Origin of the sequence: Pedobacter polysacchareus (assembly GCF_019802255.1) — a bacterium.
In the GTDB taxonomy this organism is placed as follows: Bacteria; Bacteroidota; Bacteroidia; order Sphingobacteriales; family Sphingobacteriaceae; genus Pedobacter; species Pedobacter polysacchareus.
Genome location: NZ_JAHYSS010000004.1, coordinates 115549 through 141502, shown reverse-complemented (window position 1 = coordinate 141502; position 25954 = coordinate 115549). Strand labels below are relative to the sequence as shown.

At 42.5% G+C, this 25954-nt stretch carries 18 protein-coding genes; 8 read left to right on the top strand and 10 right to left on the bottom strand.

The window, feature by feature from the left end; genetic code table 11:
- Nucleotides 1-92: 92 nt before the first annotated feature.
- Genes K7X70_RS11765 through K7X70_RS11755 form a run of 3 tightly spaced genes read left to right on the top strand, consistent with a single transcriptional unit; the run spans nucleotide 93 to nucleotide 3906 of the window.
- The gene (locus K7X70_RS11765; RefSeq protein ID WP_222537293.1) at nucleotides 93-2585 is read left to right on the top strand and encodes a TonB-dependent receptor; all 2493 of its coding nucleotides are present in this window, start codon (nucleotides 93-95) and stop codon (nucleotides 2583-2585) included.
- A 14-nt stretch (nucleotides 2586-2599) separates the two neighbouring features.
- Nucleotides 2600-3154 carry an NUDIX domain-containing protein gene (locus tag K7X70_RS11760; protein ID WP_222537292.1) on the top strand — a complete coding sequence of 185 codons (555 nt, stop codon included), beginning with the start codon at nucleotides 2600-2602 and terminating at the stop codon, nucleotides 3152-3154.
- Between the two features lie 17 nt (nucleotides 3155-3171).
- Nucleotides 3172-3906 carry a lysophospholipid acyltransferase family protein gene (locus tag K7X70_RS11755; RefSeq protein ID WP_222537291.1) on the top strand — a complete coding sequence of 245 codons (735 nt, stop codon included), beginning with the start codon at nucleotides 3172-3174 and terminating at the stop codon, nucleotides 3904-3906.
- 25 nt (nucleotides 3907-3931) lie between these two features.
- On the opposite strand, the gene K7X70_RS11750 is transcribed toward K7X70_RS11755, so the two are convergent.
- Nucleotides 3932-4690, bottom strand: a complete 759-nt coding sequence (locus tag K7X70_RS11750) for a LytR/AlgR family response regulator transcription factor (RefSeq protein WP_222537290.1) — start codon at nucleotides 4688-4690, stop codon at nucleotides 3932-3934.
- Nucleotides 4687-5715, bottom strand: coding sequence for a sensor histidine kinase (locus K7X70_RS11745; protein ID WP_222537289.1), 1029 nt, complete (start codon nucleotides 5713-5715; stop codon nucleotides 4687-4689). The genes K7X70_RS11750 and K7X70_RS11745 overlap by 4 nt, the downstream gene beginning before the upstream one ends.
- Nucleotides 5716-5970: 255 nt before the next feature.
- Between K7X70_RS11745 and K7X70_RS11740 the strand changes: the two genes are divergently transcribed.
- The 4 genes from K7X70_RS11740 to K7X70_RS11725 all read left to right on the top strand — a co-directional run bounded on the left by K7X70_RS11740 (nucleotide 5971) and on the right by K7X70_RS11725 (nucleotide 10432).
- Nucleotides 5971-6144, top strand: coding sequence for a hypothetical protein (locus K7X70_RS11740; RefSeq protein ID WP_157262555.1), 174 nt, complete (start codon nucleotides 5971-5973; stop codon nucleotides 6142-6144).
- Nucleotides 6145-6362: 218 nt separating this feature from the next.
- Nucleotides 6363-7934, top strand: coding sequence for a M28 family metallopeptidase (locus tag K7X70_RS11735; protein ID WP_222537288.1), 1572 nt, complete (start codon nucleotides 6363-6365; stop codon nucleotides 7932-7934).
- A gap of 186 nt (nucleotides 7935-8120) precedes the next feature.
- Nucleotides 8121-8498 carry a BlaI/MecI/CopY family transcriptional regulator gene (locus tag K7X70_RS11730; RefSeq protein ID WP_222537287.1) on the top strand — a complete coding sequence of 126 codons (378 nt, stop codon included), beginning with the start codon at nucleotides 8121-8123 and terminating at the stop codon, nucleotides 8496-8498.
- The gene (locus K7X70_RS11725; protein ID WP_222537286.1) at nucleotides 8495-10432 is read left to right on the top strand and encodes a TonB family protein; all 1938 of its coding nucleotides are present in this window, start codon (nucleotides 8495-8497) and stop codon (nucleotides 10430-10432) included. Before K7X70_RS11730 ends, K7X70_RS11725 begins: the two co-directional genes overlap by 4 nt.
- 96 nt (nucleotides 10433-10528) lie before the next feature.
- Here the strand turns inward: K7X70_RS11725 and K7X70_RS11720 are convergent, their stop codons facing one another.
- The 4 genes from K7X70_RS11720 to K7X70_RS11705 all read right to left on the bottom strand — a co-directional run bounded on the left by K7X70_RS11720 (nucleotide 10529) and on the right by K7X70_RS11705 (nucleotide 15771).
- On the bottom strand, nucleotides 10529-11299 hold the full coding sequence (locus K7X70_RS11720; protein ID WP_222537285.1) for a succinate dehydrogenase/fumarate reductase iron-sulfur subunit: 771 nt from the start codon (nucleotides 11297-11299) through the stop codon (nucleotides 10529-10531).
- A 22-nt stretch (nucleotides 11300-11321) separates the two neighbouring features.
- Nucleotides 11322-13301 (bottom strand): fumarate reductase/succinate dehydrogenase flavoprotein subunit, encoded by a 1980-nt coding sequence (locus K7X70_RS11715; RefSeq protein ID WP_222537284.1) that lies wholly within the window; start codon nucleotides 13299-13301, stop codon nucleotides 11322-11324.
- Nucleotides 13302-13330: 29 nt separating this feature from the next.
- Nucleotides 13331-14011 carry a succinate dehydrogenase cytochrome b subunit gene (locus K7X70_RS11710; RefSeq protein WP_222537283.1) on the bottom strand — a complete coding sequence of 227 codons (681 nt, stop codon included), beginning with the start codon at nucleotides 14009-14011 and terminating at the stop codon, nucleotides 13331-13333.
- 221 nt (nucleotides 14012-14232) lie between these two features.
- Entirely contained in the window at nucleotides 14233-15771 is a 1539-nt protein-coding gene (locus K7X70_RS11705) for a trypsin-like peptidase domain-containing protein (RefSeq protein WP_222537282.1), read from the bottom strand.
- Between the two features lie 221 nt (nucleotides 15772-15992).
- On the opposite strand from K7X70_RS11705, the gene dapF reads away from it, so the two are divergent.
- Nucleotides 15993-16778, top strand: coding sequence for a diaminopimelate epimerase (dapF, locus tag K7X70_RS11700; protein ID WP_222537281.1), 786 nt, complete (start codon nucleotides 15993-15995; stop codon nucleotides 16776-16778).
- On the opposite strand, the gene K7X70_RS11695 is transcribed toward dapF, so the two are convergent.
- The 4 genes from K7X70_RS11695 to K7X70_RS11680 all read right to left on the bottom strand — a co-directional run bounded on the left by K7X70_RS11695 (nucleotide 16779) and on the right by K7X70_RS11680 (nucleotide 25902).
- Nucleotides 16779-19061: a helix-turn-helix domain-containing protein gene (locus tag K7X70_RS11695; protein ID WP_222537280.1), complete on the bottom strand. Its 2283-nt coding sequence runs from the start codon at nucleotides 19059-19061 to the stop codon at nucleotides 16779-16781.
- Between the two features lie 185 nt (nucleotides 19062-19246).
- On the bottom strand, nucleotides 19247-20770 hold the full coding sequence (locus K7X70_RS11690; RefSeq protein WP_255607108.1) for a sulfatase family protein: 1524 nt from the start codon (nucleotides 20768-20770) through the stop codon (nucleotides 19247-19249).
- 56 nt (nucleotides 20771-20826) lie between these two features.
- Entirely contained in the window at nucleotides 20827-22485 is a 1659-nt protein-coding gene (locus K7X70_RS11685) for a RagB/SusD family nutrient uptake outer membrane protein (protein WP_222537279.1), read from the bottom strand.
- A gap of 12 nt (nucleotides 22486-22497) precedes the next feature.
- Nucleotides 22498-25902 (bottom strand): TonB-dependent receptor, encoded by a 3405-nt coding sequence (locus K7X70_RS11680; RefSeq protein ID WP_222537278.1) that lies wholly within the window; start codon nucleotides 25900-25902, stop codon nucleotides 22498-22500.
- Nucleotides 25903-25954 lie beyond the last annotated feature (52 nt).

The following is a 25954-nucleotide window of genomic DNA, read 5'->3' as shown; positions in this document are numbered from 1 at the left end:
CTGTAATAAAATAGTTACGACTCCCTTTTTAAACTTCGGGCCCCTTTCTTTGTCCATCCTAAACAACACCAAAACTAAGAGAGAAAGTTCCGATGAAGAATCCGTTACACAAAGTACTATTTTTAGCCCTTGCAATTTGTATTACAACTGTAAAACTTAATGCTCAGACTACCGGCGACGGTAAGATTACCGCAAAAGTAGTAGATGCAAAAACCAATGAAACCATTCCATTTGCCACGGCCGTTATCCTCAACAGGAAAACCAAAGCACTGGTAAAAGGTGTCCAAACTGATATCAACGGAAATTTATCCATGGTAGGCTTGCCAAAAGGAGTTTTTACCTTTAAACTGAGTTATGTCGGTTACCAAACCATGGTTCGCGACTCCATCTCGATCAATGGCACAGTCAATAACATCAACCTGGGCACCATCAAAATGGGCACTGCCAAAGGAACAGCCTTGAATGAGGTAACGATTACCGCACCAAAAAGCACCATACAATTGGGCGTGGATAAGAAAATATTCTCCGTGGACCAAAGTTTAGTAAGTGAGGGTGGCTCGGCTTCCGATCTTTTACAAAACGTACCTTCTGTTACCACAGACATCGAAGGAAATGTAAGCTTAAGAGGTTCTACGGGGGTTAAAGTACTGATCGACGGAAAACCTTCGCTGATTGCTGGCGGAAATGTGGCGCAAATCCTGCAGTCTATTCCGGCAAGCTCTATTGAAAGTGTCGAACTGATCACCAACCCATCTGCGAAATATGATGCGGAAGGCCAATCAGGGATCATCAATATCGTGTTAAAGAAAAACAAGAAATTAGGACTAAACGGAAACCTGGCTTTAACTGCCGGAAACCGCGACAATTACAATGCGAGTACCAGCTTAAGCTTCCAGAACAGCAAAGTAAACCTTTATGGAAATTACAGTTATCGCTATGGCAACAGAAATGGTGGTGGTTATAACAACATCAGCTACCTGAATTCTAGCTCCCCAATTGCCTTTGCCAATCAGAATACGATTTCAGAATCTTTAGATAAAGGACACAATGCGAAAGCAGGTCTGGATTATTACCTGACAGATAAAGACATGCTGAGCTTTGCTGCAGGTTTTAACCTGAGAGACAACGATAGAAACGAGTTTCTGAACATCAATAAGTTAAACGCGCTGAATCAGCCTGTGGAACTGAGCAACAGAGTAAATTCCAACCTGGGATCTGGCGGTAGTTATGACCTAAACCTGGATTACAGCCATAAATTCAAAAAACCAAGAGAAGAAATCACCTTTAACCTGAGTTTTTCTGAGGGAACCAATGACAACCTACAACTCTACAATACGGATATTTATAACGTAGATGGTGTTCCGGTTAGTCAGCGTCCGGAATTGATCCGTAACGATGGAAGCGGCCTCAACAGAAATTATAACGCACAAACGGATTATACACTGCCTATAGGAAAAACAGGAAAACTGGAAGCCGGTTACCGCAGTCAGATTCGCATTGCAGAAAACAGTACCTTCTCCGAAACCTACCACAACAATGTGGAAGGATACCGGCCAAATTTGGATTTAACCAATGATTTTAACAGTAAGGATCAGGTACATGCTATTTATGCCAACTACCAGAACAGCGTTAAAAACTTCGGTTATCAGGTAGGGTTGAGAGCGGAAGATGCGACATTAGATACTAAATTAGGCGTATACAACACTGCTGGCCAACTGAGTTATATCCCTGGAAAAGTAGCTTACACCAGGTTATATCCAAGTATCTTCTTAACACAAAAACTAGAAAAAGAACAGCAGGTACAGCTGAGCTATAGCAGAAGGGTAAACAGACCGAGAGGCTGGGATACCAATCCTTTCCTTGATGTTTCAGACCCATTAAACTACCGTCAGGGGAATCCTAACCTTAAGCCGGAGGATGTACATGCCTTTGAACTGAGCTACAGCAAATTCTGGCCAAAGGTAACTTTCATTTCTACCGCTTACATGCGTCAAACAAATGATGTGATCCAAAGGATCAGAACAGAACCTGATGATAATGGAATTACCATTACCACTCCTGAAAACTTAACCAAAGAAATCTCCAGCGGACTAGAGTTAATCGGTAGATTTGACGTGGTTAAAGCATGGAATTTCACGGCCAATGCCAATTTATACCAGAGTAAAATCAACGGTGTTCCTGCATTTGGAATCATAGAAAACTCTGGTTTTACCTGGAATGCCAATTTAACTAACAACTTCGTATTGCCTTATGGGATTACGTTACAGCTAAAAGGAGATTATCGTGCACGTCAGGTGATGGCACAGGGAACCAGAAATGCCATGTATGGTGTGGATGCCGGTGCTAAATACGACTTTAAAAACAAGAAATCATCTTTAAGTCTGAATGTAAGGGATATTTTCAATACCCGTGCCTGGAGCATGACCACCAGCACCAACAACTCTATTACCGATTTCAAACGTTACATGCAGGGAACGATGGGTAACATTACCTACTCTTACCGTTTCGGAAAAACTGATTTCAAGTCCAAAAAAGGCAAAAAACCTGACCAGTCGGAAATGCGTTCCGATGAAGAGTCATTTTAAGTATATTTGCGTCCATGGAAGAAAAAAATCCCTGGACCACTCTGGAAAGCCGAAAGGTCTATGAAAATAACTGGATCGGATTAACAGAACACCAGGTGCTCAATCCATCTGGAGGCAAAGGAATATATGGCGAAGTACATTTTAAAAACTACGCTATAGGTATCCTTCCTTTAGATGATCAATTGAACACCTGGCTTGTTGGACAATACCGCTTTCCTATGAAAGCTTATAGCTGGGAAATTCCTGAAGGTGGAGGCCCACTAGATGCCGATCCTCTAGACAGCGCAAAGCGCGAACTCGCGGAAGAAACCGGCATTATCGCTGCCCATTGGGAAGAAATCCAGCGCATGCATTTATCCAATTCTGTGAGCGATGAACTGGCCATCATCTATATCGCCCGAGGCCTCAAATTTGGCGAATCTGAACCCGAAGAGACAGAACAGCTTCAAATCAAGAAACTTCCTTTCGAAGCCGCCTATCAAATGGTCTTAAGCGGTGAAATTACCGATAGCATGAGCGTTGCCGCCATTCTTAAAACCAAAATACTTTTACAGGAAACTCATATTTAACGATACCATAGCCCTTTATGAATAAGTTCTTAGGATATATTTTCAGCCCGATATTTTATATATTATTTCTACTCAGCCTGCTTATTTTTCAGCCAGTTCAATGGATTTGTTTCCATGTTTTTGGCTATAAAGCACATAAAGCTTCCGTAGATGCACTGAATTTCTGCCTCACCTACTGTGACCTGTTTATGGGTGCTTCCATTAACTTCATTAATACCCAGGACCTGCCCACAGACCGCCCGATCATCTTCATTGCCAATCACCAAAGTATGTATGACATTCCGGGACTGATCTGGTTTTTAAGGAAATACCATGTCAAGTTTATTTCTAAAATTGAACTGACCAAAGGCATTCCTTCCATCTCTTTCAACCTGAAACACGGTGGTGGTGCCAATATCAACCGTAAAGACAGCAAGCAAGCGGTTGGAGAAATCATCAAACTGGGAGAACGCATGAAAGCAAACAACTGGTCGGCAATGATCTTTCCAGAAGGTACCCGTTCTAAAGACGGACTCCTGAAACCCTTTCATGTAGGTGGTATTGCCACTTTACTTAAAAAGGTGCCGAATGCACTGATTGTGCCTATTGCAATTGAGAATTCATGGAAACTGGTACAATATGGAAGTTATCCATTAAGCTTTGGGGAAAAGATCCGATGGACCGTATTAACGCCAATAGAGCCTGCAGGTAAAGGTCCTGAGGAGGTAACTCAGGAAGCAGAAAAGGCCATTCGCCACAAATTGGGCCAATAGCCTTTCCTGAAAATATTCGGTAATTCTAAATGTTCTTGTTGTCGATACGCTTGAAAAACTCATCACGATAAGTATCTCCAATTGGGATGACCTTACCGAAAATGGTAATTCTGCTGCGCTCAATACTTTCAATTTTATCCAGGGAGATGATGTAAGATTTATGCACTCGGATAAACTGACTGCTCGGCAGGGTTTCTTCCATCTTCTTCATATTTTGCAGGGTAATCACCCTTTCTGCCTTGGTATAAATAGAGATATAATCTTTTAAGCCTTCGATATAAAGAATGTCATCCAGCTGAATCTTCTGGATTTTATGCTCTGTTTTCACAAAGATAAAATCCTGTACCGGATGTGCAGTAGGTGCTGGCGCTGCCACTGGAGCAGCAATTACAGGGGCTGGAGGAGGACTCTGCTCCACCGCTTTCTGCTGTTGGTTATGTACTTTTTCTACCGCTTTATAGAACCTGTCGAACGCAATCGGTTTCAGCAGGTAATCGGAAACATTCAGATCGTAACTTTCTAAGGCATATTGAGAGTAAGCGGTAGTCAGGATATAATTAGATTTACCATTCGCAATTTTGAGAAACTGAATTCCGGTAAGCTCAGGCATTTGAATGTCCAGGAATACCAGATCAATTCCACCTGCCTGTACCAATTGTAAGGCTTCAATCGCATTTTCTGTTCTTTTGACCAATTCTAAGAATGGTACTTTAGACACGTAATCTTCTATAATATCCAGCGCCAATGGTTCATCATCGACTGCTATACATCTTAACTTTGTCATAAATCTAGCATTAATTCACTCGTGTAATGGGTAGCCGAATTTACAATATTTAATTTATATCTGTCAGGATATAACAATTGTAACCTACGTTCTACATTGTTTAGGCCTACGCCCCCTACCTCATCCTTATTGTGTTGGTTTTTCTTATTGGTGATACTGAAATGCAGGATCTTTTGATTGGCAATGATGTTGATCTTAATTGGATCTTTGGGATCATTGGCCACCCCATGCTTAAATGCATTCTCCACAAAAGAGATTAAAATGAGGGGAACAATCTGCTGGTCATCAATCTCGCCATTCAGCTGAAACTCTACTGCAGCACCATCTCTGAACCTCAGTTTCTGCAGTTCTATATAACTGTGCAGGTATTCAATTTCTTTACTGAGGGATACCCAGCTGTCATTACTTTCATAAATCATGTACCTCATGATCTCTGAAAGTTTCATGATGGCATCTGCTGTTTTATCCGACTTCTGATAAGCCAGGGAATAAATATTATTCAGGGAATTGAATAAAAAATGAGGATTCAGCTGAGACTTCAAAAACTGAAGTTCCATCTCTTTCTTCTCAGATTCCAGATCCCTTTGAATGCGTTCATTCCCAAACCAGTCGATCCCGAATTTAAGCAGGGAACTGACTACAATAAAAAATCCGGAAGTAAATACAGCCGCTAATGCATATTTGCCCAGCGTTACAAATTCCCTTCTACCCCCATCGCTCACCAGCAATACGATGTCTGCATTTAAACTTGCCAATACCGTTTTAATCGCACTCATCACCACAATCAGCAATAAGATCGCACCCATGTAAAGGCCATACTTCTTCTGCTCCTTCACCAGTAAAGGAATCAGTAAGGTATAGTTGATGTAAAAAATGGAAATATTGATCAGCCCGGAATATCCAAAATTAACAGCGATCGTATATACAGTCTGAGGTTCTTTAGAAAAGAGTACACTCAATACCAGCAGAAATATAATGAACGACCAAAAAATCAGATGTACAATAAGAGGCCCTTTGTTTTTCATTCAGAAATTTTAGTTACTTAATACGTCTAAAGTATATTTTTTTCGGTGTTTTAGGTAATTCCTTTCGACGAACGGGCATTATTTTTCTACCAAATCGGCAAATCAGGCAATCAATCACAAAACTTGCTTAAACAGGCGTTTATCTAGGATAATATGTGCTTGGTCTAAAAGATTTTAGCAGTATTTTTTATTTTATTCTATTTGTTTCATCAAAACGAAACAATTATGAAAACTGCATCTATAAATACAAACATCATGAAAAGATTAGCAAATGTATCTCCATTCTTATTGTTATTGGTACCTGTATTCATGATGATGGTGCTGACCATTGCTACTAGCATTAGCCATGCACAAGATGAAGAAATCGCCGCAAAAGCCAACACTTCCGTAAAAGGAATTGCACAGGTAAGCAGCATTTCTTTCAAATAAAAGAAATTCCAGATCTCCTGTTAGGATCGGCTATAAACCTCACCATCCGAAAGGGAAAAATATAGTTTTTAGTTTACTTAATGTCAGAAAATGGTGGTCTAGTACCGCCCTTTTTTTTTTACAAGCCCCCCTGCTGTAATAATTTGGCTAAAAAAATACAAGCCATTGTCTTTTCCTGTAAATTCAGGTAATCAAACAGACCAAAAGAACCTTATTATATGAGAAAATTTACCCTTACCGCGCTGGCCATTAGCCTCAGCATCTCCTTGTTTGCACAGGAAAAGCTAGACTTGCCAGCGATCCAGAAAATCCGCCAGGAAGGACTGGAAAACTCAAAAGTTATGGACATTGCCTTCCAGATCACCGACGTGGCAGGGCCGAGATTGTCCAACTCACCAGGCCTTAAGCGTGCGCAGGACTGGGCCGTACAGCAATTTACTTCCTGGGGATTAAAAAATGTACAATTAGAAGCCTGGGGTCAATTTGGGAAAGGCTGGCAAATCGACAAATACTATGCAGCGACCACCCTTCCTTACTATCATGCAATTATTGGCGCACCTAAAGCCTGGACTCCAGGTACCAAAGGCCCGATAAAATCTGAAGTGATCCTGCTCAAAGCGGATACAGTGACCGACCTCGCTCCCTACAAAGGAAAGCTAGCCGGAAAAATCGTGCTCTTTGACCAGATTACCCTGCAGCCTTTAGCGCCTTCCTACCAGCCGGATGTAGTTCGCCATTCTGATTCCACTTTGAGCAAAATGGCCGCTGCAGATTTACAAGGCCAGGGGCAGCGTTCTCCGCGTGCAGGAGCGGCAAACAATATGATGGCCCAGATGATGAAAATGAGAGCCACACGCGCCGCCATGGCCAGTTTCCTGAAGGATGAACAAGTAGGCATGATCCTTACGTATGCCAGGGGCAGCTATGGCACCTTCTTTACCAGCAATGGTGCTTCCTATGCATTGGATGCGCCGGCAGTTTCACCAGAGCTGGAAATCTCTTCCGAAGATTACCTGCACATCCTGCGCTTACTGCGTGCCGGACAAAAAGTAGAGATTGAGGCCGATATTAAAACCTCCTTCTACGATCAGGACCCAAATGGCTATAACGTGATTGCAGAAATTCCAGGTACTGACCGAAAACTAAAAGAAGAAGTCGTGATGATTGGCGGGCATTATGACTCCTGGCATTCCGCTACCGGTGCCACAGACAATGCTGCCGGTGCTGCGGTTATGATGGAGGCCATGCGCATCCTGAAAACCATTAACTTCAAACCTAAACGCACGATCAGAATCGCATTATGGAGTTCAGAAGAACAAGGACTTCATGGTTCCAGAGGTTATGTAGCCAAACACTTCGGTGATCCTAAAACCATGACTTTGACCAAAGACCAGAAAAAAATCAGTGCTTATTATAACCTTGATAACGGAACAGGTGCCATCAGAGGAATCTATGCCCAGGGAAATACTGCTGCTGCGCCTATTTTTCAGGAATGGCTGAATCCCTTTCAGGACCTGGGTGCAAAAACAGTGACCCTCAACAATACCGGAGGTACAGATCACCTCGCCTTTGATGCCCTGGGCATCCCAGGATTCCAGTTCATCCAGGATCCGATGGATTACAATACCCGCACACATCATAGCAATCAGGATACTTTTGACCGCCTGGCAGAAGAAGACTTAAAAAGAGCGGCCACGATTGTCGCCTCCTTCGTCTACCATACCGCACAGCGAGACGCGCAAATTCCAAGAAAAGAATTGCCAAAAGCTCCTGAAGCAGCAAAAAATTAAAACCTATATATCTCGTTAGAAACCTCCTTTATGGAGGTTTTTTTTTTGAAAAAAAAATAACCGCACAAATATTATGAAAACTAAGATATTAGTTTTAAGTTTATACTAAGGTTTTAGTTGTTTGTTTACTGACGAGTAAACATGATGCTGAAACCAATTAAAAAAACCGGTAAAAAATAAAACACGATGGAGATTAAAGATTTAACAAAAGCAGAAGAACAGATTATGCAGATTCTGTGGCAAATGGAAAAGGGTTTCGTGAAAGAAGTAATGGACTTTTTACCAGAGCCAAAGCCAGCCTATAACACCGTATCTACGATCATCAGGATCCTGGAAGTCAAAGGTTTTGTGGGGCATGAGGCCTTCGGGAAATCGCACCAGTACTTTCCCCTCATCAGCAGAGAGGATTACAAACGCCATGCAACAGAAAAGCTATTGGGAAACTACTTTGAAAACTCGGTGGAAAGCATGTTTTCCTTCTTTGTAAAAGAAGAGAAACTTGACCTGGGTGATGTGGATGAAATTCTTAAAATGATTAACAAATTTAAAAACAGACCGCGATGAGTTGGGCACATTACATCCTGCAGGCCAATATCTATTTAGTGATATTCTATGGCTTTTATAAATTGTTTTTAGCAAATGAAACTTACTTTACCATGAACAGGATTTACCTGGTCATGGCAGGGATACTGTCCTTGGCCATTCCTTTTTTAAGAATCGAATGGTTCACAAAGCAACCGGTTGCACAGCCCATTTATTCGGGTGTAGACCAGCTGCAGGACTTTGTCACACAAGTGAGCATCTATCCGGACGTACCAGAAAGGTTCAGTACGGGAAATTTGCTGGTTTTGATTTATCTGGCAGGTGTAATGATTTTCAGCCTATTTTTCATGTATAAACTGGCAGCGGTGTACCACCTCTTAAAGCAAAACACCACAGGCAACGCCTTTTCTTTCTTTAGCAAAAAGAGAATAGATCCAGGCTTGCCGCAGCTAGGAATCATCAACAAGCATGAAGAGATTCACATTACTCAGTTGCACAGTCTGGATATCCTCTTTTTTGAATTATTGAGCATTTTCACCTGGTTTAATCCCATCATTTATGGTTACAAGTACACCATAAAAAACATCCATGAGTACCTGGCAGATGAGGAAGCTGCCAAATTCCAGGGAGACAAGGAACAATACGCTTTACTTTTATTGAGCAAGGCATTCGGTATTGCACCCAACAGTCTCACCAATACTTTCTTTAATAAATCACTGATAAAAAAGAGAATATTTATGCTTCACAAGAAACGATCAACCAGAACCGCCATATTAAAATACGGACTGTTCCTCCCTCTTTTTGCCATCACGCTGATGCTTTCTTCTGCCACAATCCGCAGTAATGAAACCATCATTGCAGTAACAGAAGAGATCCCCTTAAACGAACCACTAACTGCCATTAATGAAGTCATTGTCGCACCCGTTAAAGCCAGTCTAAGCTCCAAAAAAGCAAAGATGGTTAAAACCACAATCCTAGACTTAAAATCTCCTGTATGGGACAAATTCTATGATTTCTCCAGAAAAAGAATTCGTTATCCTGCCGCAGCACAAGAAAGTGGCTTACAAGGCCATAGCCAGATTAAATTCAGCCTTAAAGCTGGAGAAGTCAGCAACATTAGCATCCTGAAAAAATTAGGGGCAGGTTGTGATGCCGAAGTCATTAGAGTCCTGACTGCTTACGAAGGATTTACTGCTGCCCAGGATGGGAATTACACCCTTCCTGTATTATTTAAAAATGATGAATCAGCCAGCCCAATAAAAAACCCTGTATTAACCAAACTCAAAGGGTATACGAATTTAAACCTTATAACAATAATTGGTTTTGGCAAAATCACAGCAACTGCAGCTGAAGGTAAAACCGGCAGCCTTAATGAAGTAGCGGTCAGTGTGGAAGACGTAAAAGTTTATGATTTTGTAAATGTCGACAGGCAACCTAGCTTTCCTGGCGGCATGGCCAACTTCTATAGCTATATAAAGAACAGTATTAAATACCCTAAAGAAGCTTATGCCAATAAAATAGAAGGAAAAACTTTCTTGTCCTTCATCGTAGAAAAAGATGGAAAACTAAGCGATATTAAAGTGGAAAGAACATTGGGATACGGCACCGATGAAGAAGCCATCAGAGTGCTAAGGGAATCCCCGAAATGGGATCCTGGAATAGTGAATCGTACCCCTGTACGTGTGAAGTACAATATCCCGATCAATTTCAGCTTATCCAACTCCCTTCAGAAAACAGGCCAGATCAATTCGATTAAGATCAGAGGAATCAGCACTGAACAAGCCCCATTAATCTATGTGAATGGAAAGAAAAGTACTGAAAGCCTATCAAGTATCCAGGAAGACAGGATCGAGTCGGTAGAGGTCTTAAAGGGTAAAGCCGCCACAACTATATATGGTACAGAAGCAGTTAAGGGTGTCCTCAGCATCACCCTTAAAAAAGGGACTAAAGAATAAATAAGCCACAAAAAAACAACCCGCTTAAAACACGAAAGCCCAGCTATTATAGCCGGGCTTTCGTGTTAAATATCCTTGTCTCGTTACTTAAAGCTATTAAATAGATTCCTCAGATACAAATTTTGCTGATAAAAAGTCTCTATTCATACGCGCAATATTCTCTAAAGAAATTCCTTTAGGGCATTCGGCTTCACAAGCACCAGTATTGGTACAATTTCCGAATCCTTCGGCATCCATTTGCGCCACCATACTTTGTACCCTGCGGTAACGTTCTGGCTGTCCCTGAGGCAATTGTGCCAACTGAGAAATCTTAGCAGAAACGAATAACATCGCCGAAGCATTTTTACAGGTTGCTACACAAGCACCACATCCGATACAAGCTGCAGCTTCGAAAGCTGAATCCGCCTGTACTTTTGGAATTGGCAGGTTGTTCGCATCCTGTGCATTCCCTGTATTCACTGAAATAAATCCACCAGCTGCAATAACGCGGTCAAATGCAGTACGATCTACCGTTAAATCTTTGATCACCGGGAAAGCTTTCGCTCTCCATGGTTCCACAACGATTGTATCTCCATCTTTAAATGAACGCATGTGCAACTGACAAGTAGTTACTCCTTCTTTTGGTCCGTGAGGACGGCCGTTGATGTACATAGAGCAGGCACCACAGATCCCTTCTCTACAATCGTGATCAAAAACAACCGGCTCATCACCTTTTGAAATTAACTCCTCATTCAACACGTCAAACATTTCTAAGAATGACATATCAGGAGAAATCTCTGACAACTTATAATCCACCAATTTACCATTGGTTTTGCTATTCTTCTGACGCCAGATTTTCAGCGTTAAATTCATATTTCCTGTACTCATGATATTGAGATTTTAGTACTTGCTATTTATAACTTCTTTGTGCCACCTTGATGTTTTCGAACTTCAATTCCTCTTTATGCAGATTGAAAGTCACATCTCCTTTGTATTCCCATGCCGATACATAAGCATAGTTTTCATCATCACGAAGTGCTTCACCTTCTTCTGTCTGGAACTCTTCTCTGAAGTGACCACCACAAGATTCATTTCTGTTTAAGGCATCGATACACATCAATTCACCCAACTCGATAAAGTCGGCCACACGACCTGCTTTTTCTAATTCAGGATTGAATTCATTCGCTTCACCTGGAACACGTACATCCGACCAGAAGTCTTTACGCAGCTGCTGAATTTCCGCAATAGCTTCCGTTAATCCTTTTGCATTACGGGCCATACCGCATTTATCCCACATGATCTTTCCTAATTTCTTATGGAAATGATCTACAGATTTAGTTCCTTTAATGGCGAATAACTTATCGACAATACCTTTCACACTCGCCTCAGCTTCCACAAATGCAGGGTGATCCAATGGAATCGCTTTAGTAGCAATCTCTTTAGATAAGTAAGCACCAATAGTAAGCGGGATCACGAAGTAACCATCTGCAAGACCCTGCATCAATGCAGAGGCACCCAAACGGTTTGCACCATGATCTGAGAAGTTAGCTTCACCCAAAGCGTACAATCCTGGAACTGTAGTCATCAAGTTGTAATCTACCCATAGTCCACCCATTGTGTAGTGAACAGCAGGATAAATACGCATTGGCAACTCATAAGGATCTTCTCCGGTGATTTGCTTGTACATATCAAACAGGTTACCATATTTTTCCTTGATCACCTCACGGCCTAAGCGCATGCAGGTTTCTTTATCAGGATTATGGATGTTGTGTTTATTCGCTTCAATACGGCCGTAACGTTCTGTATTTGCTTTGAAATCCAGGTATACTGCCAGTTTAGATTTACCCACGCCATAACCTGCATCACAACGCTCTTTTGCAGCACGGGAAGCCACATCACGAGGAACAAGGTTACCGAAAGCAGGGTATCTGCGCTCTAAATAATAATCTCTTTCTTCTTCAGGAATATCAACTGGAGAACGGTCATCACCTTTTTTCTTAGGCACCCAGATTCTTCCATCATTACGTAATGACTCCGACATCAGGGTTAATTTACTTTGGTGATCTCCTGAAACAGGGATACAAGTAGGGTGAATCTGCGTATAGCAAGGGTTACCGAAGAATGCACCTTTTTTGTGTGCTTTCCAGGCTGCCGTTACGTTACTGCCCATTGCATTTGTAGAAAGGTAGAATACGTTACCGTAACCACCAGTTCCTAGCAATACGGCATGACCGAAATGGCGTTCCAGTTCACCAGTGATTAAGTTACGGGCAATGATACCACGTGCTTTACCATCGATAACTACTACTTCCATCATTTCATGGCGGGTAAACATTTCCACTTTACCCATACCAATTTGGCGCTCTAAAGCGCTATATGCTCCTAAAAGCAATTGCTGACCCGTTTGACCGGCAGCGTAGAATGTTCTTTGAACCTGTGTACCACCAAAAGAACGGTTGTCTAAAAGACCACCATACTCTCTTGCTAAAGGCACCCCTTGTGCCACACACTGATCTATAATGTTTGCACTCACTTCTGCTAAACGGTAAACGTTTGCTTCACGAGCACGGTAATCACCACCTTTAATGGTATCGTAGAATAGACGGTAAGTACTGTCGCCATCATTCTGATAGTTTTTTGCGGCATTGATACCACCCTGAGCAGCGATAGAGTGCGCTCTTCTTGGTGAATCCTGGAAGCAGAAACACTTCACTTTATAACCCATTTCAGCTAGAGTTGCTGCTGCAGAAGCACCTGCCAACCCAGAACCTACTACAATAACTTCTATGCTTCTTTTATTTGCCGGGTTAACTAATGGCATCGACGACTTTAATTTCGTCCATTTTTCCATTAAATCACCTTCCGGTATATTTGCATTTAATTCAGCCATTTTATTTAAGCTTTATATAAGTTCAAAAATTATTTAATATAACCTGCGTAAATTGCAACAGGCATAATAGCAAATAGAATTGCGATGATAATTGAATACCATACACCAAATGCTTTTATTAGCGGCGTGTATTTTTTATGATTCCATCCTAAAGTCTGGAATGCAGAAGCAAAACCGTGTAATAAGTGGTAACATAAAGAAGCCATTGCGATCGCATATAAGATCACTACCCAAAGGGTTTGGAATCTTGCAACCATTACTGCAAAAAGGTTCTCATGTCCATTCGCGTCTACTGTAGGAATTCCTGTAAAACGAGAAACTACCCAGAAATCAGATAAATGCACGATCAGGAAAATTAAAAGGATGGTTCCTAATAAGCCCATTGATCTGGAATACCATTTACTGTTTGCTGCGCCATCTACTACCGCATACTTTACCGGACGAGCAGCCTGATTTTGGAAAACCAAACGTAAACCCTGGATAATGTGTGCCAGTAATCCAGCCATCAACACGACTTCCATCGCTCTGATCAGCCAGTTAGTAGCCATAAAATGTGCCCCTACATTGAAGGTTAAGCCACCGTCATTTACAAATATCAATAAATTGATAAAGCAGTGAACTGCGAGAAATGAAATAAGAAACAGGCCGGTGATACCCATTATTAGTTTTTTTCCTATAGACGAGGAAAAAGCGTTTCCGAAACTAGCCATTTGATTGTATTTTAGTTCTATTCATGCAAAAGTATTTAATAAAAGAATTAATTGGTTAAGGATTGTCATAAAAAACCGACAATTGGTTTATTTAGAAACGTTCTAGACTTTGGAATCAAAAAACCGGTCTCATTCTAGCGAAAGGGCGTCCGATCAGACAAAAAAAAACGGGAAGCAGAAAAACTGCCTCCCGTTTAAATCATTTATGAAAATGAGATTCCTTAGAAAGTGAAGGAATAATTCTGACCATCGGCACCTACACCAGTGATCGTTGTCATTCCATTTTTAGAAGTTGGCAATGCCGCTTCTACATCTTTCGCAGAGTTCACTGGTTTACCATTCACCCCTGTAATCAACAATCCTTTTGGAATATCCAAAGAATCGAACAGTTTTCCTGGTTCAACCGCAGTAACTACTACTCCAGATCTTGCTCCCAATTTTGCTTTCAGTGTAGCCGGAGCTGGGGCAAAACTTGCACCCAATTTACCGATTGTTGCACCGGTAGCTTTACCTGAAGCCGCAGTTTTAGGCGCAGTTACACTGCTTTCACCTTTTAAGGTTACATTGATATCTTTCAAAGCACCATCTCTCAGAATGGTCAGGTTGATTTTATCACCAGGGCTCATACGGCCAATTTTTTCCTGTAAATCAGGAGAGTCATAAATTGGCTGACCTTCTACTTTCTTGATGATATCACCTTTCTTGATGCCCGCAGCGGCACCACCACCATTTTCTACCACATCCATTACATACAGACCATTGATGTCTTTAACTTTCAAATCTTCCGCAGCATCTGCATCCAGCGGACGGAAAGAAACGCCAATGAAACCACGTTTTACGGCACCATATTTCCTGAAATCTTCCAGGATCTTTTTAGCAAGATTCACTGGGATCGCGAATCCATAACCTTCATTCGTACCTGTTTGAGAAGCAATAGCGGCATTGATACCGATCAGCTCTCCATTTGCATTCACCAACGCACCACCACTGTTTCCAGGGTTAATTGCCGCATCAGTTTGAATGAAAGACTCAATACTGGTATTGGTACGCTGTGGCGCTTTACCTGTTCTGCGGTATTCTTCATACTCTTGTTCCGTTAACTGGTTTTGCTGTCTGGCAAGAATACCAATACTTCTGGCTTTTGCACTCACAATACCTGCAGTAACGGTAGTTTGAAGATCCAATGGGAAACCTACGGCCAATACCCATTCACCAATCTGAACATTATCAGAGTTACCCATTTTTACAACTGGCAATCCGGTTTCTTCTACCTTAATCAAGGCAAGGTCAGTATTTGGATCTGTACCAATTACTTTAGCCACTACCTTACGGCGATCAGAAAGGATCACCTCAATTTTATCCGCATTTTCCACCACGTGGTTATTGGTTACAATATACCCGTCTGGTGTTAAAATTACACCTGAACCTGAAGCGGCTCTTGGTGCACGCGGCATACTACGGCCACCACGACCAAAAAACTCTTCGAACATATCTGCTGGAGAACCTCCACCTGATTGCTCGCTGCTTTTCCCACCATAAGTAGTCTTAATATGCACTACCCCTGGCGATACTGCTGCTGCGGCCTGTACAAAATCTACCGCTCCCGTAGAGGAAATCTTCGCCGGGTTATTTGCGAAAAGTACATTTTGTTGCTCAGTTAGTGTTCTACTATCCTGATTACGTTCTAATAATTTATAGCCACCTAATGCAGCCGCTCCACCCATTAATGCGGCTAATGCTATCAATCCTATTTTTTTCATTTGTCTCCTATTTTTTGTATGTTTTTAATTATGTCCATTCCTTCTGGTTCGACCGATCTGCCTGATTGGCGAAAAGCCAGAAGCTATTTATTAATTTTACCTGTTAAGAACTTTTCTTTTCAATGATATAGTCAAATTTAATACCATATCAACGATATTTGTAGTAGTAACAGCCCTTTAAAACTGTTAAAAAATGTTAAAATAAAAACCCCATACCGTTTATGAAAACCAAGTTCTTCAAGTACCAGGGCGCAGGAAATGACTTCATTTTAATTGACAACCGTGATTTATCTTTCCAATATAAGGATAATAATACGGTTTTGGGCCTGTGTAACAGGCGTTTTGGAATTGGAGCAGACGGATTAATGCTGCTTCAGGATCATGAAGACTATGATTTCGAAATGTTATACTTCAATGCAGATGGAAAATTAGGCAGCATGTGCGGGAACGGTGGAAGGTGTATTGTTGCATTCGCCAAGTACCTGGGCATCATTGACATAGAGACTGAATTTCTGGCAGTCGACGGCCCTCATTATGCCAAAATTTCAGCAGAAGGCGACTGGGTAAATCTGCAAATGATCGACATCGATACCATCGAAAAAGACGGAGATGCCTATGTTTTAAATACGGGATCACCACATTATGTATTGCAGGTGACCGGCTTAAAAGACAAAGATGTATTCACAGAAGGAAAAGCGATCCGCAATAACGACACTTATAAAGCAGCGGGAATCAATGTGAATTTTGTAGAAAACCAAGGTGATCATTTCTTTGTACGCACCTTCGAAAGAGGTGTCGAAGATGAAACTTATGCTTGCGGAACTGGCGTCACCGCTGTAGCCCTATCTATGGCACAGCACTTAAAACAAGCAGGCCATATCGAAACCCCAATCAAAGTATTAGGAGGCGATTTAAGCATCCAGTTTGATTATGATGGTTCAAAATTCAGAAATATCTTTCTTTGCGGCCCGGCAGTGCAGGTTTTTACAGGAGAAGTTAACGTTTAATTACTCCCCCTCTGCAAGGTGTGCGGCCACACCGATTTTAATTTCGCCAAACGTATAGTCCCTGCCCAGGTGTTCCCTAATCGGATTCATCTGGAGGGTCTTTAAATCCTGAATGGCCTTCAGGATATTATCCAGCTTCCTTTTACCAAGGATATCCTTCGCAGAAACCTCATGTTTCGCGACGTAATAAGCCAAATGCCCTTCAATCGTACCAATCACCATTTTACGTTCTGACGCGATCTCAGCCAGTGTTTTTCCTGACTTTAGCATTTCCAGGGAAACCTCTTTCGTATCTACTTTTGGTGCTTTCTCCACCTTCGCAGCAGTCGTTTTACTTTTTGTAGTTTTACCCTTTTTAGCGGTAAAGTCCAGTTTACCAGGAACGGCAAACACTTTGGCCATGGTAGCGGCTCTTTCTTCCTGGCTCATCAGGGCAGTCACCTCCTTTTTAGTAAATTCTGTTCCATTAATGGTAGAATTCAACATCGCCGTGGCTTTCCTGATTTTCTTATACTGATCATAAAACAAAGCTTCCATTTCCAGCAGCTCTGTTAAATAAGCAGTCACCTGTTTATCCATTTTCACCAGCTCCATACGCTCAAAAATACGTTTGGAAAAGCCAACTACAATCGGATTAAAATAGTTTTCTGCAGCAATCGTACGTTCCAGCAGCGCGGCTCTTCCTTCCGGAGTATCCACTGCGTACATACGCTGAATCTGCGAAAGGAACTTATTGGCATTGGCCTTCACTTCACTCAGGTCTTTCAACAGCTGTCCGGCCCATTTCACATGTTTCTGCTTTGCAGATTTATTAATGTCTTTGGTATAAGAATGCACATGCTCGTACACATAATTATCCAGCGGCGTCAAATCAAAACACTGCAGCAGGTAGTTTCTCAAAAAGGCATCACGTTCGGTCACGATCTGCGCATCCAGGCTCATCTGACTTTCTTTGGTTTTCGAAAAGAAAGATACGTTTTGATCCTGTCGGATACCGGAACCTGAAATCTTAGAGGTCAGGATCAATCCATCCAGGGAACGAAGACGGGAAAGCGCCACATAAATTTGCCCAGGGGCAAAAGCACTGCCGATATCAATGATCGCCTTATCGAAGGTTAAACCCTGGCTCTTATGCACGGTAATTGCCCAGGCCAGTTTCAAAGGATACTGGGTAAATGTTCCTGCCAGCTCTTCTTCAATCTCTCCGGTCACCTTATCCGTCGTGTATTTAATGTTTTTCCAGGTATATTTTTCCAGGATAATTTTCTCATTGGTCCCTTCTGCCTGCACCTCAATCAAATCTGTTCTGAGCTCGGTCACGACGGCGATCTTTCCATTGAAAAAACGCTGTTCTCCGGTAGGATCATTCTTAATGAACATGACCTGAGCACCTTTTTTAAGCTCCAAAACGTGTTCAGCAGGATAGGCGTACTCAGAAAAATCGTTCTCCACTTTAGCAGTATACAGGTAAGAAGGGGCTTTTAATTCCTCTAGTCTTTCCTTGTTTAAGGCATCTGCTTTATTATTGTGGGTGGTCAGGGTAATGTATTTATCATTTACGGTAGGCTTAAAATCGGCCTTATAATATTTATCCAATAGCGCCACATCCTGGGCCGTGACTTCATTGTTGCGGAGGTTATTTAGCAGATTGATGAACACCTGATCTGCCTGTCTGTAAATTTTCTCCAGCTCGATATAGATTGGTGGATTATTCTGCAGGGCCAGCGCATCGAAAAAGTAAGCACTGTTATAAAATTGCCCCATCAGGTTCCATTCCGAAGACTTCACTACGGGTGGCAGCTGGTGTAAATCACCGATAAACAACACTTGTACGCCTCCAAAACTAGCGGTATTGTTCCTCCTGATATAGCGCAGCACCATATCTATGGCATCCAGTAAATCGGCACGGAGCATACTCACCTCATCGATGATCAGCAATTCCATATCCATCAGCACTTTCCTTTTCGAGGAAGTCATGTTTAAATGGCGGACAATTGATTTCGGGGTATTGTATTGCTGGTTATAATGATCCCCATCTGCAGCCGGAGCTTTAGGCAGATACGTTCCAAAAGGAAGCTGAAATAAAGAATGAATCGTGACTCCCGCTGCATTGATCGCTGCAATCCCCGTTGGTGCTGCAATCACTGCTTTTTTATGAGTCAGCTCTATCAGGTTACGCAAAAAGGTTGTTTTACCGGTGCCGGCCTTTCCTGTCAGAAAGATGTGTTTAGCAGTATAGTTTACAAATTTAGCGGCAAGCTCGGCGGGGTTGTGTTCAGACATATTATTGGCATCAATTAAAAATAAACCATCTTTAAATTGTTGTGCTCAAAGATAAGAAGAATGCTGTTAATTAATAATGATTAAAAACCGATCGTTTTACGATATAAAACACGGATTTATACCCTATGCAAAGCGCCTAAAATAAAAAGAGCCCGAATCGAAGATCGGGCTCTGCTGAATACTATTTATTTTTTCGATTTAATCTCTTCCAGCAACGCGGCCATCTCTTTTACCCTTTCCGGATATTTTGAAGCCAGGTTGTTCTTTTCTGCAAGATCTTCCGTTAAATGGTACAATTGTGCGGTGGGCAGATTGCCGGTTTCAATTCCTACGTCCTGCATAAAAGCACCGCCATTACTCGGACTAATGTATTTCCAGCCATCTTTCAATAGCGAAAGCGGGCCTCCTTGTTCCACAAATACAGATCTGCCTTTTTGGGATTTACCCATCAGCGCCTCCAATACGTTTTCACTATCTGGCGCATCACCAGCAGGAATCGGCTGTTGGATCAACTTCGAAAAAGAAGCCAGTAAATCCATTTGACTCACTAATGCCGAAGACACTTGAGGTTTCAGCTGACCTGGCCAGCTCACAATAAATGGGACCCTTGTACCACCTTCTAACGCACTGTATTTTCCACCGCGCAGTACACCTGCAGGCTGATGTCCATTCTGTTTTGTGACTGCCTCATCCTGATAACCATCGTCCAGTACCGGACCATTGTCACTAGTAAATACAATCATGGTATTTTTATCAATGCCCAACAATTTCAGCTGTTTCATGATCTCGCCAATCGTCCAGTCTAACTGTAAAATTGCGTCCCCACGCAAACCTAAGCCACTCATACCTTTAAATCGGGTGGCCGGCATACGCGGCACATGCGGCTCTGTTAAGGCATAATACAGGAAGAAAGGCTGGTGCTGATTTTTCTCAATAAAGCCCTGAGCAGTACTTAAGAAAGTGGTCGAAACCTCTTCATCTACCCATCTTGCCATTTTACCACCGCTCATGTAACCGATACGGCCAATGCCATTCACGATGGTCTGGTTGTGCCCTTGTCCTGGCGAGCTCTGCATTTTCAGCAATTCAGGATGGTCTTTTCCGGTTGGATCGTTTCCAACTTTTTGTTTATAATCGACTTCAATAGGATCATTAGCTTCTAAAGCCAGCACTTTATGGTTTTCCAGGAATACCGTTGGTACGCGGTCTGCAGTAGCAGGAAAAATGAACGAATAGTCAAAACCAACCTCATTAGGTCCTGGTTTCAACTCTCCGTTCCAATCTTTAGCAACGGCTTCACCAATACCCAGATGCCATTTTCCGACAATCCCAGTTTGATAACCTGCTTTCTTAAAAAGATTCGGCAGTGTAGTCTTATCGGTAGGAATGATCAATGCGGCATCACCAGGCAAAATTCCGGTTCCTTTTCTACGCCATGGATATTCGCCGGTCATGAAGGCATAACGCGAAGGCGTGCAGGTAGCAGAGGTGGCATGGCCATCGGTAAAGCGGATGCCTTCTGCCGCCAGGCGGTCTAAGTTTGGGGTATTGATCTTTGTAGCGCCATAACAGCTCAGATCTCCATAACCGAGGTCATCTGCACAAATATAAATGACGTTGGGTAAATTTTTCTTGGGCTTTTTTGCGGTCTGGCCAATGGCCGTACAGGCCAATGCCATAAAAAAAAGGGTCAATAGGTTCTTATTCATGTGTGTGTGATTTAAGCTGCCCCTAAGATAAAAACAAATAGGGGCGGCCAGATAAATTACTTCAGATTTGGGTTAATACTCACTTCCGACTGTGGGATAGGCCATAACTCATCCTGTCCGATGCGAAATGTTTTCGAAGTCACATACCAGCGGCTGTAAGGATCAACCGTACTTCCCTTTTTACGGAGGTTTACGGCACCTGGAAATGCAGCCCCATAAAAATCACCGTTCAATACCTGTCCGATGTTTTTCCAGCGCAGTAAATCCCAATAACGAATGCCTTCCAGGGCAAGTTCATTTCTACGTTCCCTGCGCAAAATCACACGCAGCGCGGCAGGATTCATTTCTGTTACCGGAGGCATATTCACCGTACTGCGTCCTCTAACCTTGTTAATTGTGGCATCCAACAGGCCTTGATCACTGGCTTGTCCTGCTTCCAGTTTTGCCTCCAGATACCCTAGCAACACTTCCGCATAACGGATAATCGGCAAATCGATCCCTGAATTTTGTAAATCGCCACCGCTAAAGGCTTCACTATTGAATTTCTTTAACGCGAAACCTGTTCTCGTTCCCTGCTTGGTAGTAGTCAGCTGATCTGCTGAACTGGTTGCATCTGGATGACTATTATAGATGATATTTTTAAATGGCTGTCCATTGTAGAGCACCGTGAACTTTAATCTTGGATCACGGTTCAGTCCCGGATTCGCGGCATTATACCTTGGATCAGTAAAGGAAAAAGGCGTCCCATCATTAAATTCATAAGATTCTACCAGACTTCCCAATGGACAATCCAGCATAAAACCACCCAATGTAGCTGGGTAATTGTGCTGCATCATGGCATTCGGCGCCAGATCCTGCTGATATTGTGTTGCAAAAATGATCTCTTTGCTCGTTTCATTCGTGCCATTAAATAAACTTTCAAAGTTCGGATCTATGCTGTTGTCGCCAAAATCAATGATCTGTTTATAGGCCGCCGCAGCATCCGTCCATTTTTCTTCCGCCAGGTATAAACGGCCTAGAAAAGCCAAAGCTGCCTGCGCAGTTGCTCTCCCTCTTTCCGATCCTGCCATCTGTCCATATCTTGGCAATGCCAGTGCAGTTGCTTTAAACTCTTGTTCTGCAAAATCCTGAACCGCTTGTTTGCTGGCCTTCGTTACGGTATTGGCTTCTGCTGCGGTCAGTACTTTTTGTATCAATGGCACCGAACCAAAGAACTGAGAAAGGTAAAAATACTGACATGCCCTCAAAAACCTGGCTTCCGCAACCATCCTGGCTTGAATGGCCGGATCAATATCCGCTTTGGAAATATTTTCCATAAAGTAATTACAACGCGCAATCCGGGCATAACTGGCCGTCCAGTAATTTCCGAGATAACTATTGGTAGCGGTCAGTGTTCCATTGGTCAGGGTATTAAAGCCGGAATTGTCGCCGCGTCTGTCGTACGCATTATCCGTAGCAAACTCTGTGTACAGCAAGCCATGGTAAGACCACCAGTCAGTAGCCGAATATTCCGCCCCGGTAGGGTTCGCTGACATTTGGATATTCCCTCTGTACATCCCTGCCAGCGCCAGGTTTACATTGGCTTGGCTCGTCCAGAAAGACTCGGTAGAAAACTGGTCCAATGGTGTTTTATTGAGTTCCTTTTTGCAGGAGCTCCATACTGCCGAGACTAACAATACCGGCAGCAGAAATTTATATAGATAGGTAATCTTCATTTTAAATAGCTTTTAGAAATTAACATTTAGACCCAGCGTATAATTCGCCATAATAGGATAATAATTCCCCGTAGTATTGATCTCCGGATCCCAGCCTTTAGGATATTTACTAAATGCCAATGGATTTTGTGCCGTCAGATATACCCTTAAGTTTTCTATCCCTGCTTTTTTCAGCGCGATACCATTAAACTTATACCCCAGCTGCACATTTCTTACTTTCAGGTAGTTTCCATTCAGCATCCAGAAAGAAGAAGTCAGCGTATTTGGTGTTCCCTGATTGGTGATTGCCTCTAAGCGGGGGTATTTCGCATTCGGATTTGGGTTGGCGGCCGACCAGTGGTCTTCTGCCTGCCATTTCTGAATATTTCCATTTTGATAGAAAGCATACCCTGCATATTCACTTAAATAGCCATTTACTTTAGCTACTCCCTGTAAGAGGATAGAGATATCAAAATTGTGATAACTAGCGCCCAGATTGATTCCGTAACTATACTTAGGAATTGTACTGCCCAATACGGTGCGGTCATAAATGGCATCTACCTTACCATCTGGTACACCGTTTGGACCACTAATGTCTTTATATTTAATATCTCCTGGCTGAACTTTCGGATTGATCGTCTTCTGATCTGCATAATTGGCGATATCATTGGCATCTTTAAATAAACCATCTGCCTGATATCCGTAGTAGATGTTCATTGGAGAACCAATAAACAGAGAACTTCCATTACCCGTTAGCCCATTTAACTGGGTAATATTTCCTACGCCAAGATCCAGCACCTTATTGTTGATAATGGAAAGATTAGTACTGATATTATAAGAGAATTCACCAATCTGATCCCGATAAGCCGCAGTAAATTCCCAGCCTTTGTTACTCAGCTTTCCGGAGTTCTGAACCCCTACGCCGAAGCCCAGTACATTGGATACACTACCTGCCGGACTTACCAGAATGTCATAAGTATAACGGTCGAAATAAGTAGCACTCAGATTTAACTTCCCTTTAAACAAGGTCGCATCAACTCCTGCATCCTTCGTCCTGGTAGACTCCCAGTGAATGGTTGGATCAGTTAAAGTCACATAAGCCACCCCGGAAGAAAGCGCTCCTCCAAAGGGATAATTACTGCCTGGTGTTAATTTTCCCTGATAAGGGTAATAATCCTGCGCATTATTGAACAGGATATTCTGATTGCCCAGTACGCCGATTGAAGCTTTTAATTTTAAATCTGTCAGCCAGCCCAGCTTGTCTTTCAGGAAGGACTCTTCAGAAATTCTCCAGCCTACAGCCATTGCAGAGAAACCTGCATATTTGTCATTTGTAGGAAAGCGGGAAGAGCCATCATACCTGATCGTTCCTTCCGCAAGATATTTCCCACCATAGTTATAATTTAACCTGCCAAAATAAGAATCCAGCGCATATTCTGCCGCCGTTCCCGTATTCTTCTGTGTGTTGGCATCACCGGCATTGAGTTCTGTCAGCGTGTTACTGTTGTAACCTGTCCTATTGGCCGAAAAAGAGGAGAACTTTTTGTATTCATAAGAATGTCCCAGCAAAACACCGAATTCATGCTTACCGATCGTTTTTTTATATTCTGCCAGCTGCTGTAAAGTCTTATAGGTATTCAGTGCATTTCCCTGGCTCAGTGAACCCGGGCCTAAAGTCAGCTTGGAAGTCAGGCGTTGATTGGCCAGGAAACGCTGTGAATTATCGTTCAATTGGGTGTATCCTGCAATGACAGATAACTTCAGGTCTTTGATCGGATCCCAATCCAAACGGGTGTTGACCAATAGATCGGTTTGTTTATCCTTGAAAAAGGAATCGTTATCGGTGTAAGAAACGGGTGTTCCTTTACCCACTACCCCAAGACCATAATCCCCATTGCTCAGTTGATTCACATAGATGGCAGGCACCCGGATCACCTGACTGATATTACCCAGCATATTTGTCCAATCCAAGGTGGCCGGTGGTGCAGGCTCATGATTCAGGTATTGTGCGCCAGACAAACGAGTAGTTAATTTCAAGTTTGGGGTAAAAGTATTGGTCATATTGAACCGCAGATTGTAACGGCTGTAATCGTTATTTTTTACAATCCCATTTTGATACAGGTAACCCATAGACAACATGTATTGTGTGTTTTGTGTGCTATTCGAAAAGGAAAGGTTATGACCGGTTTGAAAGGTAGATTTCTTAAACACCAGGTCAGCATAATTCACATTCGGATAGTTATCCGGATCGGAACCATTTCTATATTTCTCAATCTGCTCTGCTGTATAGGCGCCCGGAACCGCTTCATTCATTAAAGTAGCATAGTCTGCGGAATTGACAAACTCAGGATACTCCGTTGCTTTTTGCGTCCCAGAATAGCCATTATAGGCGATTTTTATCTTGCCATCGCTGCTCTTACCTGTTTTGGTGGTCACCAGGATTACGCCGTTAGAAGCGCGGGAACCATAAATTGCCGCAGTAGAAGCATCCTTCAGCACGGAAATATTCTCTACGTCATTTGGATCGATATCATCAAATGAATTTACTGGAATCCCATCTACCAAAATCAAAGCCGCCGCACTGGCACCAAAAGAGCCAACTCCCCTTACTTGAATGGAAGTATTAGTCAGCCCCGGCTGTCCGCTGCGCTGAATGATACTTACTCCAGGCAGCATTCCTGTTAAGGCGTTCGACAAAGAGCTCACCGGGCGATCGTTGATCTCTTTTGCGGAAACCTGTGCCACCGATCCGATCACATTCGCTTTCTTCTGCGTTCCAAAACCCACCACTACCAGCTCTCCCAGCTGTGAAGGCTGTGGTACCAATTTAATATTGATGTCTGCCGATTTTGAAACTTTCAGTTCCTGCGTGACATAGCCAACATAAGAAATCTGCAGGACGTCATCTTCCGTTAGGTTCTTTAAAGCGAATGCCCCATTTGCATCCGTCACGGCCGTTTGAGTTTTCCCTTTTACCTTGACACTAGCACCAGGCAAGCCTTGTCCGCTTTCATCCAATACCTTTCCTTTAATGTCTATGGCATTGATATAATCCAGCAAGCGATCAATCACTGAACTTTCTTTCAGATTGAGCAGGACGATTTTATTTTCAATAGAAAAGCTGATCTGCTGCCCTTCCAAACAGGCTTTCATGGCTTCTTCTATCGTGGCACCTTTCAAATTAACCGTCACCGGCTTTGCCTTATTCAAAAGCTTACTATCGATCATAAAATCATAGCCGCTTTGTGTCCTTATTTTTTGGATAATCTTTACTAATGCCGTGTTTCTTTCAGAAAGGGTAATTCTCTGTGCAAAACCAGCAGCACTTACCTGCAGCAGGCAAGTGGTCATTATAATCATGGTGAGCCTCATAATTCGAAGGATTGTCTTAGAAGACCCGGCTAATTCGCCGCTTCTAAACAGATGGTAAAATTTCATACATTTGGTTTGGTTTACGCGTAGCTTCCCTTTCCTCCAACAGATTAGGGAA

Bases quoted from the DNA above. Each gene is read 5' to 3' on its own strand.
- K7X70_RS11765 (WP_222537293.1), top strand. From the start codon at position 93: ATGAAGAATCCGTTACACAAAGTACTATTTTTAGCCCTTGCAATTTGT.
- K7X70_RS11760 (WP_222537292.1), top strand. From the start codon at position 2,600: ATGGAAGAAAAAAATCCCTGGACCACTCTGGAAAGCCGAAAGGTCTAT.
- K7X70_RS11755 (WP_222537291.1), top strand. From the start codon at position 3,172: ATGAATAAGTTCTTAGGATATATTTTCAGCCCGATATTTTATATATTA.
- K7X70_RS11750 (WP_222537290.1), bottom strand. From the start codon at position 4,690: ATGACAAAGTTAAGATGTATAGCAGTCGATGATGAACCATTGGCGCTG.
- K7X70_RS11745 (WP_222537289.1), bottom strand. From the start codon at position 5,715: ATGAAAAACAAAGGGCCTCTTATTGTACATCTGATTTTTTGGTCGTTC.
- K7X70_RS11740 (WP_157262555.1), top strand. From the start codon at position 5,971: ATGAAAAGATTAGCAAATGTATCTCCATTCTTATTGTTATTGGTACCT.
- K7X70_RS11735 (WP_222537288.1), top strand. From the start codon at position 6,363: ATGAGAAAATTTACCCTTACCGCGCTGGCCATTAGCCTCAGCATCTCC.
- K7X70_RS11730 (WP_222537287.1), top strand. From the start codon at position 8,121: ATGGAGATTAAAGATTTAACAAAAGCAGAAGAACAGATTATGCAGATT.
- K7X70_RS11725 (WP_222537286.1), top strand. From the start codon at position 8,495: ATGAGTTGGGCACATTACATCCTGCAGGCCAATATCTATTTAGTGATA.
- K7X70_RS11720 (WP_222537285.1), bottom strand. From the start codon at position 11,299: ATGAGTACAGGAAATATGAATTTAACGCTGAAAATCTGGCGTCAGAAG.
- K7X70_RS11715 (WP_222537284.1), bottom strand. From the start codon at position 13,301: ATGGCTGAATTAAATGCAAATATACCGGAAGGTGATTTAATGGAAAAA.
- K7X70_RS11710 (WP_222537283.1), bottom strand. From the start codon at position 14,011: ATGGCTAGTTTCGGAAACGCTTTTTCCTCGTCTATAGGAAAAAAACTA.
- K7X70_RS11705 (WP_222537282.1), bottom strand. From the start codon at position 15,771: ATGAAAAAAATAGGATTGATAGCATTAGCCGCATTAATGGGTGGAGCG.
- dapF (WP_222537281.1), top strand. From the start codon at position 15,993: ATGAAAACCAAGTTCTTCAAGTACCAGGGCGCAGGAAATGACTTCATT.
- K7X70_RS11695 (WP_222537280.1), bottom strand. From the start codon at position 19,061: ATGTCTGAACACAACCCCGCCGAGCTTGCCGCTAAATTTGTAAACTAT.
- K7X70_RS11690 (WP_255607108.1), bottom strand. From the start codon at position 20,770: ATGAATAAGAACCTATTGACCCTTTTTTTTATGGCATTGGCCTGTACG.
- K7X70_RS11685 (WP_222537279.1), bottom strand. From the start codon at position 22,485: ATGAAGATTACCTATCTATATAAATTTCTGCTGCCGGTATTGTTAGTC.
- K7X70_RS11680 (WP_222537278.1), bottom strand. From the start codon at position 25,902: ATGAAATTTTACCATCTGTTTAGAAGCGGCGAATTAGCCGGGTCTTCT.